This window comes from Streptomyces sp. NPDC048604, assembly GCF_043199435.1.
In the GTDB taxonomy this organism is placed as follows: domain Bacteria; phylum Actinomycetota; class Actinomycetes; order Streptomycetales; family Streptomycetaceae; genus Streptomyces.
Genome location: NZ_JBICVX010000008.1, coordinates 291,916 through 304,219, shown reverse-complemented (window position 1 = coordinate 304,219; position 12,304 = coordinate 291,916). Strand labels below are relative to the sequence as shown.

General features: G+C 69.7%; 13 protein-coding genes and 2 pseudogenes. 10 read left to right on the top strand and 5 right to left on the bottom strand.

Translation table 11 applies throughout. The annotated features are described in order from the left end of the window. Window positions 1–866: 866 nt before the first annotated feature. Window positions 867–1,850, bottom strand: a complete 984-nt coding sequence (locus ACGFMM_RS19215; RefSeq protein ID WP_393647543.1) for a GlxA family transcriptional regulator — start codon at window positions 1,848–1,850, stop codon at window positions 867–869. A gap of 113 nt (window positions 1,851–1,963) precedes the next feature. Here ACGFMM_RS19215 and ACGFMM_RS19210 point away from each other — a divergent pair, with 113 nt between their 5' ends. Then, complete coding sequence (locus tag ACGFMM_RS19210; RefSeq protein WP_393647542.1) at window positions 1,964–2,557, top strand: MBL fold metallo-hydrolase; 594 nt, start codon at window positions 1,964–1,966, stop codon at window positions 2,555–2,557. A gap of 321 nt (window positions 2,558–2,878) precedes the next feature. On the opposite strand, the gene ACGFMM_RS19205 is transcribed toward ACGFMM_RS19210, so the two are convergent. Continuing rightward, window positions 2,879–3,076: a hypothetical protein gene (locus tag ACGFMM_RS19205; RefSeq protein WP_393647541.1), complete on the bottom strand. Its 198-nt coding sequence runs from the start codon at window positions 3,074–3,076 to the stop codon at window positions 2,879–2,881. Between the two features lie 569 nt (window positions 3,077–3,645). Here ACGFMM_RS19205 and ACGFMM_RS19200 point away from each other — a divergent pair. The 7 genes from ACGFMM_RS19200 to ACGFMM_RS19170 all read left to right on the top strand — a co-directional run bounded on the left by ACGFMM_RS19200 (window position 3,646) and on the right by ACGFMM_RS19170 (window position 8,383). Further along, entirely contained in the window at window positions 3,646–3,972 is a 327-nt protein-coding gene (locus ACGFMM_RS19200; protein WP_393647540.1) for a PadR family transcriptional regulator, read from the top strand. Beyond that, entirely contained in the window at window positions 3,969–4,325 is a 357-nt protein-coding gene (locus ACGFMM_RS19195) for a DUF1048 domain-containing protein (RefSeq protein WP_393647539.1), read from the top strand. The genes ACGFMM_RS19200 and ACGFMM_RS19195 overlap by 4 nt, the downstream gene beginning before the upstream one ends. Before the next feature lies 1 nt (window position 4,326). Next, on the top strand, window positions 4,327–4,653 hold the full coding sequence (locus ACGFMM_RS19190) for a DUF1048 domain-containing protein (RefSeq protein WP_393647538.1): 327 nt from the start codon (window positions 4,327–4,329) through the stop codon (window positions 4,651–4,653). A gap of 254 nt (window positions 4,654–4,907) precedes the next feature. Further along, window positions 4,908–5,903 (top strand): ATP-binding cassette domain-containing protein, encoded by a 996-nt coding sequence (locus ACGFMM_RS19185; protein WP_393647537.1) that lies wholly within the window; start codon window positions 4,908–4,910, stop codon window positions 5,901–5,903. Continuing rightward, a complete protein-coding gene (locus tag ACGFMM_RS19180; protein ID WP_393647536.1) occupies window positions 5,900–6,688 on the top strand; it encodes an ABC transporter permease in 789 nt (262 codons plus the stop codon). Before ACGFMM_RS19185 ends, ACGFMM_RS19180 begins: the two co-directional genes overlap by 4 nt. A gap of 277 nt (window positions 6,689–6,965) precedes the next feature. After that, on the top strand, window positions 6,966–8,165 hold the full coding sequence (locus ACGFMM_RS19175; RefSeq protein WP_393647535.1) for a cytochrome P450: 1,200 nt from the start codon (window positions 6,966–6,968) through the stop codon (window positions 8,163–8,165). Continuing rightward, complete coding sequence (locus ACGFMM_RS19170) at window positions 8,162–8,383, top strand: ferredoxin (RefSeq protein ID WP_393647581.1); 222 nt, start codon at window positions 8,162–8,164, stop codon at window positions 8,381–8,383. The genes ACGFMM_RS19175 and ACGFMM_RS19170 overlap by 4 nt, the downstream gene beginning before the upstream one ends. Before the next feature lie 117 nt (window positions 8,384–8,500). Here ACGFMM_RS19170 and ACGFMM_RS19165 read toward each other — a convergent pair. After that, window positions 8,501–9,415: pseudogene (locus tag ACGFMM_RS19165) on the bottom strand (AraC family transcriptional regulator); the annotation flags it as partial. An 89-nt stretch (window positions 9,416–9,504) separates the two neighbouring features. On the opposite strand from ACGFMM_RS19165, the gene ACGFMM_RS19160 reads away from it, so the two are divergent. Then, window positions 9,505–10,437, top strand: a complete 933-nt coding sequence (locus ACGFMM_RS19160) for an NADP-dependent oxidoreductase (RefSeq protein WP_393647534.1) — start codon at window positions 9,505–9,507, stop codon at window positions 10,435–10,437. Window positions 10,438–10,595: 158 nt separating this feature from the next. On the opposite strand, the gene ACGFMM_RS19155 is transcribed toward ACGFMM_RS19160, so the two are convergent. Both ACGFMM_RS19155 and ACGFMM_RS19150 read right to left on the bottom strand, forming a co-directional pair. Then, window positions 10,596–11,156, bottom strand: coding sequence for a DUF3291 domain-containing protein (locus tag ACGFMM_RS19155; RefSeq protein ID WP_393647533.1), 561 nt, complete (start codon window positions 11,154–11,156; stop codon window positions 10,596–10,598). A 275-nt stretch (window positions 11,157–11,431) separates the two neighbouring features. Further along, window positions 11,432–11,806, bottom strand: a pseudogene (locus ACGFMM_RS19150) (methyltransferase); the annotation flags it as partial. On the opposite strand from ACGFMM_RS19150, the gene ACGFMM_RS19145 reads away from it, so the two are divergent. After that, window positions 11,779–12,297: a proline dehydrogenase gene (locus tag ACGFMM_RS19145; protein WP_393647532.1), complete on the top strand. Its 519-nt coding sequence runs from the start codon at window positions 11,779–11,781 to the stop codon at window positions 12,295–12,297. The pseudogene ACGFMM_RS19150 and the gene ACGFMM_RS19145 overlap by 28 nt on opposite strands. Window positions 12,298–12,304: the final 7 nt, after the last annotated feature.

Below are 12,304 nucleotides of genomic sequence, written 5' to 3'. Positions count from 1 at the left end.
GGCGATCTCCATCGGGGAATGGCCATGGGGAACCCTGTGGACTCCCACGACAACGACAACAACAACGACGCCGAGGTCCGGCCTAACGGGGATCTCGCTGGTCCTGGCTTCCGCCTCCGGGATACCCCGGCGCCCGGGAACACGTCCCGAAGGGCGACACCTCCCACGCTGACACCCTGGCGGGCCTCCCGGGGAGGGGCCGTTCGGCCCCGATCGAGACCTGCCCGGCCCTGCTGCCGAGTGGGCCTGGGCGGCAGGCTGAACCGCGACGTGTTCCTGCCGCCCGAGGCCCTGGACTCCGCCGCCCGGGCCGCCGGAGCCGAGCCGCGCTCGGTCACCTTCGTCTCCGATCGAGGCGGCGCCGAAAGCGGCGAAGCCCCGACCGACCACGTGACCGCCGACATCCGGCAACCTTGGGACCGCTCGCCGGCCAGACAGCGATCGAGACGCCGAAGCACACGGTCCTGCGGGACGCGAAACAAGCCGGGGACTCCCTGGGAGCCCTGTTCCTCATGATCGGCAGTTCAGCATCATCGCGAGTGCCCTGCTGCTGGTGAACATCTTCGTGATGCTCGGCGAGGTAGGGCGCGACCGGTCGCCTCGCACGGCATGATCACACCGGATCGCTGCACCGGCTCGCCCTTCACTGCTCGATGCACGAACGGGGCCGAGGCCGAGAGCGGGGTTGTCGCCGGTGTGCAGCAGGTGAACGGCCTTCCGGGCAGCGTGCCCGTGGGGGAAGTTCCCCCACGGGACGGCGTCGAGGAGCAACCCGCGTTCGGCCGAGCACTTTCTCGGCCTGCATCAGGAGGCACGCTCGGTGAAACGCTCTAGGGCCTATCCGACCCTGATCCGCCGGACAGGCCCTAGCCCCGTCGGGCCTCAGCCGCGACCGCCTCCGTCGTCGTGAACGTCCGGCGGTAGGTGCGCGGCGGCACCCCGCGCCGGCGGACGAACTGTTCGCGCAGGACCGCCGCGCTGCCGTATCCGACGAGACGGGCGATCTCCTCGACCCGGAGATCTGTCGTCTCCAGAAGCTCCTCCGCCCGGCCGAGCCGCTGGCCGAGCACCCAGGCGTGCGGAGTGGTCCCGGTCGCTGCGGTGAACCGGCGTGCGAAGGAGCGGCGGCTCATCAGGGCCCGGCGGGCCAGTTCGGCCACCGGCAGCGGTTCGTGGAGGTTCTCGCGGGCCCAGGCGAGGACGCCGCCCAGCCGCTCGTCCTCGCAGTCCTCGGGCACCGGGGCGGTGACGAACTGCGCCTGTCCGCCGTCGCGGTGCGGCGGCAGGACGAGGTCACGGGCGACCGCGTTCGCGGCCGCCGCCCCGTACTCTCGGCGCAGAAGATGCAGACAGAGGTCGAATCCCGCGGCGGCGCCCGCGCCCGTGAGGATCCGGCCCTCGTCGACGTACAGGGCGTCCCGCTCGACGGTGACCGACGGGTGGCGCTGCGCGAGCAGATCGGCGAACCGCCAGTGCGTGGTGGCCCGCAGCCCGTCCAGTAGACCGGCCGCGGCGAGCGCGAACGAGCCGACGCAGTGCGACCCGACGAGCGCGCCGCGCGCGTGGGCGGCGCGGAGCGCGTCGAGCACCGGGGCGGGCGGCGGGGTGCGGAAGTCGGCCCAGGGGAGGACGAGTACGAGATCGGCGGAGGCGATCCGGTCGAGCCCGTGGGTGACGGCGAGCGGGACGCCGACGTCGGTGGGGACCTGCCCCGGCCGGTCCGCGCAGAGCGCGAAGTCGAAGCGCGGGAGCCCCGCCGGCGGGGCGGCGAAGACCTCCGAGACGAGCCCGACGGCGAGCATGCCGACGCGGGGCGGGGTGTAGGCGGCGACGTCGAGGAACGGCGGCATGCGGGGAGTGTGGCACGCGCCGGGCCCGGCGCGCGAAGGGTCTGGCACAAAACCCGCGATGGGTGGCAGTACGGCCACTCGTCGGCACTCTTCCGCCGGGCGAAGCTGAGGACATGACAGACCAGCCGCGCGGAAACACCGCCACCTTCACCGTCCTGACCACCGGTTACACCCTCTCCACGGGCCCGGGCGTCGCCGCCACCGTCTCGTACGTGACCGACGGCGACCGCCATGTGATCGTCGACCCCGGCATGGTGGCGAGCCGCGACCGGATCCTCGGCCCGCTGGCGGAACTGGGCCTGGGGCCGGACGACATCACCGACGTCGTGCTCAGCCACCACCACCCCGACAACACCATGAACGTCGGCCTGTTCGGCCGGGCGCGCGTCCACGACCACAAGGCCGAGTACGTGAACGACCAGTGGACCGACCGGGACGCCGAGGGCCATGAACTGACCCCGTCCCTGCGGCTGATCCGCACCCCGGGCCACAGCCCCGAGGACATCACGCTCCTCGCCGGCACGGCCGAGGGCGTCGTCGCCTTCGTCGGCGATCTCTGGTGGCGCCCGGACGGCCCGGCCGAGGACCCGGTGGCCCCCGACCGCGACCAGCTCCGCACCTCGCGCCTGCGGGTCCTGAAGTCGTCCGACGTGATCGTCCCGGGCCACGGGGGACCGTTTCCGGCCGGCGACGAGGCGGTGCTATAGGGGCGCCCTTCACGCCCACGCGATGTGAGTGCTCCTGGGCTACGGGGTGCCGGGGTGTGGGGGACGATGGTGGTCTCGCAGGCCCGCATCGACGAGGGCGCCGCCATCCTCGGCATCGAACCGGACACCGTCGGGGCCTGCGCCACACTGGCTGCCTCGACCCCGGCGTCGCCCGCACTCGCCGCCGCTGGGGGACCCGCCACGGCGCCGAGGCCTGCACCGACGCCGGAGACCCTGTGCTCTGCGCAAGCGAGACGGGCTCTCCGCGCGGAAGACCTCAGACCTCACGGCCGGCGGTCCACCCCGGTCCACTCGGTCCCGCTACAAGTCCGCCTCCCGGCGCATCACAGCGCCGGCCAAAGCACGGAGCAGGCGCACGTACGACGACCAGCGCGCCGGGCGCCGCAACGTGCCCGTGCAGGCGAGTTCGGCGCGGTCGAGGCCGTCCTCCAGGCAGGCATCGTGCGGCGGGAGCCAGGCCAGGGGCCAGGTCAGTCGAGCCAGCCCCCTGGGCGCCATGGGCGGGTCATTGCCGAGAGCCCACGCGCAGGGCTGGGCCACGCTGCTTGCCGCCGGCTTCCTGCGCCGTGGGACGGCGCGAGATCGGTTGTCATGATGCCCTCTCGTCGGCTCTGACCTGCCAGTCGGCAGCCCTCTTCGGGTGGCGAGAGTGTCGGGATCGTCCGAGCCCAGGACGCGGAGGTAGTCCTGCAGCAGCTGCGTGAAGGCGATGGCCGCGCCGGCTGCATCGCCTGACATGCCGCGCCAGTAGGCCAGGTGGCCTCGGACCGAGAGGGTGCGAGGGTGATCGGGCCCACGTCGCGGAGGCGCCCGTCCAGGAGCCCCTCAAGGGCGGCGGCCGCGCCAGGCGGGTCTCCGGCCCTGCCCCGAGAGGAGGCCAGAAGGCCCCAGGTGGCGAGGGTGAACCCCAGGCCCATGTCACGCGGGAAGCCTCCCTCGGCTTCAGGGGTCGCGCAGTCCGGTCCGTGAAGCCGAGTGCACCGTTCGCCGACAGCTCCACTACTCAGTGGTACCGTATAGTGGTACTCGGTACTACGCAGTACCTGGAGGGCCAAGGAGGACTCGCGATGGACGACCTGACGGAGATGTTGAAGGGCACGCTCGAAGGGTGCGTGCTCGAGATCATCGGCAGCGAGGAAACCTACGGCTACGCCATCACCCGTCGCCTGAACGAGCTCGGCTTCGCCGATGTCGTCGAGGGGACGGTGTACACCATCTTGCTGCGACTGGAGCGGAACAAGCTCGTCCAGGTGACGAAGCGACCCTCCGGGGTCGGACCGCCGCGCAAGTTCTACGCGCTCAACGACGCCGGACGCGAGGAACTCGCGAAGTTCTGGGCGAAGTGGCAGTACGTCTCATCACGCATCGACAGGCTCAAGGAGGGCGGGAGATGAACTTCTGGGAGACCATCACAGGCAGCGATCTCACCAAGGAGTGGAAGGCGTTCGAAGCCCGGGCCGAGGCCCTGCCGGACGACTACCGGGCGGCGTGGGAACAGATCAAGGGTCACCTCTTTCCGCATGGCGACTTCACCGGCCGCAACCTGATGCCGATCCTCGACTCCGCCCTGGGGCTGCTCGAAGAGACGGCTGCCGAGGGGCAGAGCGTCCACGAGGTCTTCGGCGACGACATCCGGGGCTTCTGCGCGGCGCTGGCCGGTGGAGAAGGTGCCCGAACCTATCGAGACCGGTGGCGCGAGCAGTTGAACAGGAACGTCGCAAGGAAACTGAGCCGGCTGGGAGGCTGACATGGGCATCCAGGACATCATCGAGGGCAAGAAGCAGTGGCGGGCGCACAAGGCTCGGGTCAAGGCCCTCCCGCCGGACTACCAGATCGTCTACACGGAGATGCAGAAGTACCTTTTCAAGGTCGGACCGGTCGACCTGCCCGACGGACCCCTGCTCCCCGGGATCGTCGACTTCTTCGAGGAAGGCGTCGCCTCGGGCAAGGGGGTCCTGCAACTCATCGGCAACGACGTCGCCGCGTTCTGCGACGAGCTGATCAAGGACTCCCGCACCTACGCGGACATCTACCAGGAGTCCATCAGCGAGGAACCCGGGACGGCCGGGAAGTAGCCCACCCTCACCTCACGCCGGATACCAGGGGCGCAGCGGCCCGCGGTCGAGCCGGCCCGCGAGACCTACCCGGCTCAGCCACGCCCATGCGCCCGGCGAGTGGGTCCCCGGCTCGCGGGCCGCTCCACACCATTCCCCAAGACGACACGACTGACTTGTCGTCACGGACACTCCACTCCATCCGAGTTCTGGAACAGCTTTCCCTCCCCTGTGTCTGCAGCTTTCGGAAGGAAGCCACCAGGCCGTCATCTGTCATGCCCACGCCCAGTCGAACGGACGGTCACCCGTCGCCGACTGCCGCCGTCTCCGCCGTGGGGCTGCGCAAGTCGTACGGCGACAAGCTCGTTCTCGACGGCATCGATCTGCACATCCCGGCCGGGTCCGTCTTCGCGCTGCTCGGCCCGAACGGCGCCGGCAAGACCACCGCCGTGAAGATCCTGTCCACGCTGATCACCGCCGACGCCGGTGACCTGCACGTCGGCGGGTACGACCTGGCCGCCGACCCGCAGGCGGTCCGTGCCGCGATCGGTGTCACCGGGCAGTTCTCCGCCGTCGACGGCCTGATCACCGGCGAGGAGAACATGCTCCTCATGGCCGACCTGCACCACCTGCCCAAGAGCGTGGGACGGAGGGTCGCCGCCGAGCTGCTGGAGCGATTCGACCTGGTGGAGGCCGCGAAGAAGCCCGCCTCGACCTACTCCGGCGGCATGAAGCGCCGCCTCGATCTCACGATGACGCTGGTCGGCAGCCCACGGATCATCTTCCTCGACGAGCCGACGACAGGGCTCGACCCGCGCTCCCGCCACAGCATGTGGGGCATCATCCGCGGCCTCGTCTCCGACGGCGTGACCGTCTTCCTCACCACGCAGTACCTGGAGGAGGCCGACGAACTCGCCGACCGGATCGCCGTGTTGAACGACGGAAGGATCGCCGCCGAAGGTACCGCCGAGGAGCTGAAGCGGCTCGTCCCGGGCGGCCACATCCGGCTCCGCTTCACCGACCCGGTCACGTACCGGTCCGCCGCCGACGCCTTGCGCGAGGTCACCCGGGACGACGAGGCGCTGTCGCTGTCCCTCCCCAGCGGCTGCAGCCAGCGCGAACTGCGAGGCCTTCTCGACCCGCTCGACTCCGCCGGCGTCGAGGCGGACGAACTGACCGTCCACACCCCCGACCTCGACGACGTGTTCTTCGCCCTGACCCGCCCCGGCTCCCACCACGCCCCCGGCCCGCGCGAGGAGAACGCCCGATGAACTCACTCTCTCTCGCCGTACGCGACTCGAACACGATGCTGCGCCGCAACCTGCTGCACGCGCGGCGCTACCCGTCGGGGACCCTCAACCTGCTGCTCACGCCGATCATGATGCTGCTGCTCTTCGTCTACATCTTCGGCGACGTGATGAGCGCGGGCATCGGCGGCGAGGGCGCCGACCGCTCCGACTACATCGCCTACATCGTCCCGGGATTGTTGCTGATGACCATCGGCAGCACCGTGATCGGGGCAGCGGTGTACGTCTCCATGGATATGACCGAGGGCCTCGTCGCGCGCTTCCGCACGATGGCGGTCTACCGCCCTTCGATACTCATCGGGCATGTCGTCGGCAGCGTGTTGCAGTCCGTCATGAGCGTGGTCGTCGTCGGCGCCGTCGGCGTGGCCATCGGCTTCCGCTCCACGGATGCGACCCCCCTGGAGTGGCTGGCGGCATTCGGTCTCATCGTGCTCTTCGTGGCGCTGACCTGGATCGCAGTCGGCATGGGCCTGGCCGGTCCGAACCCCGAGGCGGCCGGCAACATGGCCATGCCGCTGATCCTCCTCCCCCTCATCTCCAGCGCCTTCATCCCGGCCGACACCATGCCCGGCTGGTTCCAGCCGATCGCCGAGTACCAGCCCTTCACCCCCGCCATCGAAACCCTCCGCGGCCTGCTCCTCGGCACCGAGATCGGCAACAACGGCTGGATCGCGATCGCCTGGTGCGTCGCCCTCATCGCGCTCGGCTACCGCTGGTCGACAGCACAGTTCAACCGCGACCCGAAGTAGCGCGCGCGGGCGGTGTCCGCGCAGGAGGCCTCCGCGCCCGGCCCGGCAACCGCCCTCCCGTCATGCCGTCATGCCGTCATGCCGTCATGCCGTCATGCCGTCAGCATTGCCTTCGGCGTCATCCATTGCAACGCGTCGTTGCATTCAACCTCACCCCATTGCATCAAATTGCCAACGCTGAACTGGGGTTACTGGTTCACCCGATTGACGACATCATGAATGCAACGTAGCGTTCATGCATCTGCAAACGTGCCGTATCACGAGATGGGGAATGGCTATGAGCGAGTCTGTCCACACCGTCACCACGCTGCCGGCGTCCCGACCGACCGGCTGCCCCTTCGACCCGCCGGCCCAACTGAGCGAGGCCCGCGAGCACGGCCCGATCAGCCGCTATACCCATCCCGGCGGCAAACCGGGCTGGATGATCACCGGTTACGACCTGGTCAGGTCGGTCCTGGCCGACCCGCGCTTCAGCTCCCGCAAGGACCTCATGAACGTGGTCGACTTCGAGCTCCCTCCGGCGCCGCCCGGCGAGTTCCTCCTCATGGACGAGCCGCAGCACAGCCGCTACCGCAAGCCGCTCGTGGGCAAGTTCACCGTGCGGCGCATGCGCATGCTGACCGAGCGCATCGAGCAGATCACCACCGAGCGCCTGGACGCGATGGCGGAGGCCGGAGGGCCGGTGGACCTGGTGACCGTGTTCGCCAAGCCCATCCCGACCATCGTGATCTGCGAGATCCTGGGCGTGCCGTACGAGGACCGGGCCTACTTCCAGGAGCAGATCGACACGTTCATGGGCGGCGAGGTGAGCGACGAGGAGCTGATCGCCGCCTACACCGCGACCCAGGAGTACCTGGCGCGACTGGTGGCCGCCAAGCGCGCGAACCCCACCGACGACGTGCTCAGCGAACTCACCGACAGCGACCTCACCGACGAGGAGCTGAAGGGCATCAGCCTGATCCTGCTGGCGGCCGGGTTCGACACCACCGCGAACATGCTGTCCCTCGGCACCTTCGCGCTGCTCCAGAACCCGGAGCAACTGGCCGCGCTGCGCGCCGATCCCACGCTCACCGACGGGGCGGTGGAGGAGCTGCTGCGGTATCTGAGCGTCGCCAAGACCTTCCACCGCACGGCACTTGAGGACGTCGAGCTGGCCGGCCAGACCATCGAGGCCGGCACGACGGTGGTCCTGTCGTTCAACACCGCCAACCGCGACCCCGAGCGCTTCGCCGATCCCGACGCCCTCGACATCCGGCGGAAGTACGACGGGCACCTGGCCTTCAGCCACGGCATCCACCAGTGTCTGGGCCAGCAGCTGGCCCGTGTCGAGATGCGCGTCGCGTTCCGCGCGCTGATCGACCGCTTCCCCACGCTGCGCCTGGCCGTACCGGCCGAGGAGGTCGGCCTGCGCCCGGAGACCGCGGACATCTACGGAGTGAAGAGCCTCCCGGTCACCTGGGACGAGGAGACGTCATGACCTCGCCCCGTCTGAGCGTCGACCGCGAGCGCTGCATCGGCGCCGGGATGTGCGCCATGACCGCGCCCGACGTCTTCGACCAGGACCCGGACGACGGCCGCGTACTCCTCCTGCACGCCACCCCGCCCGCTTCCCAGCAAGCGGCCGCACGGATGGCCGCCGGCGTCTGCCCCTCCGGGGCGATCGCCCTCCACCGACCGCAACCCGGCGACGCCTAGCCGCTGAGGAGCCGACGGCACCTGAACCGAGCCCCCGCCGCACGTCAGCGGGGGCTCACGCCCGCCCGGCAGGCAGGCAGGCAGCCCGGCCGGAACCGCGGATTCTCGCCGGTACGCTCCGGGTGCGGTCCCGTGCGTGCGTTTGAACGCGTTGGCGAAGGCGAACTCGGATGTGTAGCCCACCTGGGCTGCGATGGATCTCAACGGTGCGTCCGATGTACGGAGCAGGCGCGCTGCCGTGGTCATCCGCCACCAGGTCAGGTAGCCGACGGGCGGTTGGCCGATCAGCATGGCGAAGCGTCTTGCGAACGGCGCCCGGGAGAGCCCGGCTTCCGCAGCGAGTTTCGCCACCGTCCAGGGTGCTGCCGGATCTCGGTGGATGGCGTGGAGGGCGGCGGTGACCGGTGGGTCGTTCAGTGCGGCGGCCCATCCGGTGGTGTCTCCTCGGGCGGGCTGTTCGTCGAACCAGATGCGCAGGATGTACAGCAGCAGTGTGTCCAGGAGAGCGGGGACGATTGCGTCCGTGCCCAGACGAGGCTTCTCCAGCTCGGCGGCCAAGAGCAACACGGCTGAGCGCAGTTCAGGATGGCGGACCGAGTGTGCCGGCAAGTGGATCAGATCCGGGAGGGTCAGCAGCAGCGGGTGAGCGCGGGCCGGGTCGAGCTGGTAGGCCCCGCAGAGCACCACGGTGACCGGACCGCCGTCTCCGCTCCGGTCGACGCTGTCCGAGGCATACGCGTCGTACAGCTCGTGGTCGTCGGGGCCGCATGCAGGGGCTGTGACGAGGGATTCGGGGCTGTCGGCCAGGGTGTGCCCACTCCCGTGAGGGAGGAACACCACGTCACCCGTGCCCAGTTGGACGGCTTCCGCGTTCGGGGGAAGCAGCCAGCAGGACCCCTGCAGGATCACCTGGAAGCCCGCCGATCCGGGGACGGAGGCGAACTCCTGCCCCCACGGGGCATGCCAGCGCACATACGCCGACCGGGGCCGGCCCGTCCGTGTCACCGCCACTACGTCGCTGAGTACATCCATGCGCCGAGAGTACGGGGGCGAGACGCACGCGCATGAACCAGGCAGCCTGGCGCATGGATCGTCTTCGAGTGCGGTCGTAGATTCGCGGCATGACGATGATGAAGACCGCGCGCATCCACGAGTACGGCGATACCTCCGTGATCCGCTACGACGCCGTCCCCCGTCCACGGCCCGCCTCCGGTGAAGTGCTTGTCCATGTCGCCGCGACCTCGTTCAATCCCACCGAGGCCGCTCTGAGAGCGGGGCTGCTGCAGTCCTTCCTCCCCGTGGAACTCCCCTACACGCTCGGCTGGGACGTCGCCGGCACCGTGGCCGAGATCGGCGCGGGGACGGAGGGCTTCGCTGTCGGCGACCGGGTCATCGGGCGGCTCGACAGCGGGGGTGCGGCTGCCGAGTACGTCCGCGCGCCCGCCGCCGTACTGGTCGCCGCGCCGGCGTCCATCCCTCTCGCGAACGCTGCGGCCCTTCCCGTGGCCGGTCTGACGGCCTGGCAGGCGGTGTTCGAGCACGGGAAGGTGGCCGCTGGTCAGCGGGTGCTGGTCATCGGTGCGGGTGGCGGCGTCGGAGGCTTCGTGACGCAGCTTGCCAAGTACGCGGGGGCGGAGGTGATCGCAACGGCCAGTCCCCGGAGCACCGAGGTGGTCCTGCGGCAGGGGGCGGACCAAGTGATCGACTACACCGTCGGGCCGGTGAGCGCAGCGCTCGACGGGCCGGTGGACACTCTGCTCAACCTGGTCCCGCTGAGCCCGGCGGGCGCCGCAGCTCTGGCGCCGCTGGTGCGGCCCGGCGGGACGATCGTCTCGATCGCAACCCCGATCGAGCCGGCTGCCGACAGCGGCGTGAGCACGATGCACATGGTCGCCCGCAACGATGTCGCACATCTTGCGGCGCTCGTGGAACTCGTCGACTCGGCCGCGCTCAGCATCGACATCAGCGAGTCACGGTCACTGGCCGACCTCGCAGACGTCCACCACCTCAGCGAAGCCGGACGGACCCGAGGCAAGGTCATCGTCATCCCTTGAGCACCTGCCGAACGCGCGAGCGCGATCCGGCACTGCACCGAAGCTATGCCCTGGTCCCCACGCATACGGCCGGCCCCTGACGGGACCTTGACGTCCACCGGTCGTCTTCGTGCGGATCCCTGACACGCCCAGGGCCGTACGGTGCCAAGGACTGCCTGTCAGCGGACCTGGTCGCTCTTCGGCCCGATGCCTTTCATCCTCGTCGGAGTTCCCTCCGGGGCGAACGAATGGTGGAAGGTGAAGGCGTGTGGCGACGCGGAGCCGTGGTCGTGGAGGTGTTCCAGCCTGGAGACCCCGTCCTGCCAGGTGGGTATCACGCCGTCGGAGACCCACCAGCACACGTAGTTCGGGTGCCCTGTCCTCTCGAACCAGTCGTAACGCCTGTTCAGCGCCTCACGGTGCAGACCGGTGTAGACGGCGTCGAAGGCGGGGCGCAGGTCGGTCCAGAGTGAGAGTGTCGTGGCCAGGGCGGTGGTTTCCGCCGTACGGCCCTTGCCGTACCAGGTCGGTACGGCGAACTCTCCCCATGCGCCCCAGTCCGCCTCGAAGAGCACGCCTCGGTCACCGTCTGCCGCTTCGGCACGCGCGAGGTATCCGGGGTGCTGGCTGATCTTCCGGTAGACGGCCTCACCGATGTCGTAGAACTCGCCCGTGAGAGGTGTGGGATCGGCGAGAGGTAGCTTCAGGACGCCGAATGTGTACAGCGCAAGATGGGGCATGCGTCTCTCCCTGGTGGGGGCCTGGTCCGGACCCGGTTCGGTGGCTTGGTCACGGGGGCGAGGATGCGTGGGGCGTGACCAGCTCATCCCGTCGCGGTGACTCAGCCTGAAGGAACTCCTGTGCGATCGACCGGGGTTGATCGCCGAGGACCAGGTGAAGGTAGCTGCCTCCGCGGGCCATGTCGAAGTTGCGTTTTCCCTGTCCACGTGGCCTCTTGCACTGGTCGTCGCCCGGGCTGGGGCACCCTCGCCCCAGCCCTCGGTGACGGTTCGGATCAGGCGACCCCGAGGCGCCACAGGGACGTCGTCTCGCCTGCGCGGGCTCGGTGCAGGGGATCGGACGGGTCCGAGGCACGCGGGTGGCGCGGCTTCGTGACCGTGCGGGAGAGCACGCGCAGGCCGGCGGCCGCGATCGCGTCGTCGAGTTCGGTGCGGGCACGCAGTCCGAGCCGTTCGGCCAGGTCGGACAGAGTCAGCCAGCCTTCGCCGCCCGGTTCCAGGTGGTTCGGGAGCCCGGACAGGAAGCGGTGCAGCATGCGGCTTCCCGGGTCGTAGACGGCCCGGTCGAGCGGTGTGCGCCCCGGCGAACTGGACGAACAGCAAGAACGGCAGACTGGGGCCCATGGACTCAGGACTCGCCGCGCTGCTGGGCGCCGCCGTGGGATCGGCCGCCACCCTCGGGGCCGCAATCGTCAACGGCCGTGCTCAGGCACGGTCCCAGCACGCGCAATGGAGCCGCCAGCATCGCCGCGACGCATACGCCCGCTACCTGAGCGCTCTCCATGACCGCGACATCGCCATGGACGCCGTCCTCGACGCGCTGCGTTCAGACCAACCCGACCTGCCCGACATCGACGAGAAGACAGGCCGCTTCGTCACTCTGGCCCGCGAGGTCCACCGCGCCTGCGAAATCGTCATCCTCGAAGGGCCGGCGCCCCTCGCGGAATCCGCGGAACGCGTCACCGTCGCCTCCAGCGACCTCTCACACGTCATGCGACGGATGGCCGAGAACGCCCACGCGGGAGACACCACCCACAAGGCCGAAGACATCGCCCTTGCCGCCGAACGAGAGCGGACCCTCTACGAAGCCGTCAAGGACTTCCGCCTCGCGGCCCGCAGCACCATCAGCAAAACCAACTGATACAGGG

Excerpts from the sequence above, each read along its gene's own strand:
- ACGFMM_RS19215 (WP_393647543.1), bottom strand. The coding sequence starts at position 1,850 with ATGCCGCCGTTCCTCGACGTCGCCGCCTACACCCCGCCCCGCGTCGGC.
- ACGFMM_RS19210 (WP_393647542.1), top strand. The coding sequence starts at position 1,964 with ATGACAGACCAGCCGCGCGGAAACACCGCCACCTTCACCGTCCTGACC.
- ACGFMM_RS19205 (WP_393647541.1), bottom strand. The coding sequence starts at position 3,076 with ATGGCGCCCAGGGGGCTGGCTCGACTGACCTGGCCCCTGGCCTGGCTC.
- ACGFMM_RS19200 (WP_393647540.1), top strand. The coding sequence starts at position 3,646 with ATGGACGACCTGACGGAGATGTTGAAGGGCACGCTCGAAGGGTGCGTG.
- ACGFMM_RS19195 (WP_393647539.1), top strand. The coding sequence starts at position 3,969 with ATGAACTTCTGGGAGACCATCACAGGCAGCGATCTCACCAAGGAGTGG.
- ACGFMM_RS19190 (WP_393647538.1), top strand. The coding sequence starts at position 4,327 with ATGGGCATCCAGGACATCATCGAGGGCAAGAAGCAGTGGCGGGCGCAC.
- ACGFMM_RS19185 (WP_393647537.1), top strand. The coding sequence starts at position 4,908 with ATGCCCACGCCCAGTCGAACGGACGGTCACCCGTCGCCGACTGCCGCC.
- ACGFMM_RS19180 (WP_393647536.1), top strand. The coding sequence starts at position 5,900 with ATGAACTCACTCTCTCTCGCCGTACGCGACTCGAACACGATGCTGCGC.
- ACGFMM_RS19175 (WP_393647535.1), top strand. The coding sequence starts at position 6,966 with ATGAGCGAGTCTGTCCACACCGTCACCACGCTGCCGGCGTCCCGACCG.
- ACGFMM_RS19170 (WP_393647581.1), top strand. The coding sequence starts at position 8,162 with ATGACCTCGCCCCGTCTGAGCGTCGACCGCGAGCGCTGCATCGGCGCC.
- ACGFMM_RS19160 (WP_393647534.1), top strand. The coding sequence starts at position 9,505 with ATGACGATGATGAAGACCGCGCGCATCCACGAGTACGGCGATACCTCC.
- ACGFMM_RS19155 (WP_393647533.1), bottom strand. The coding sequence starts at position 11,156 with ATGCCCCATCTTGCGCTGTACACATTCGGCGTCCTGAAGCTACCTCTC.
- ACGFMM_RS19145 (WP_393647532.1), top strand. The coding sequence starts at position 11,779 with ATGGACTCAGGACTCGCCGCGCTGCTGGGCGCCGCCGTGGGATCGGCC.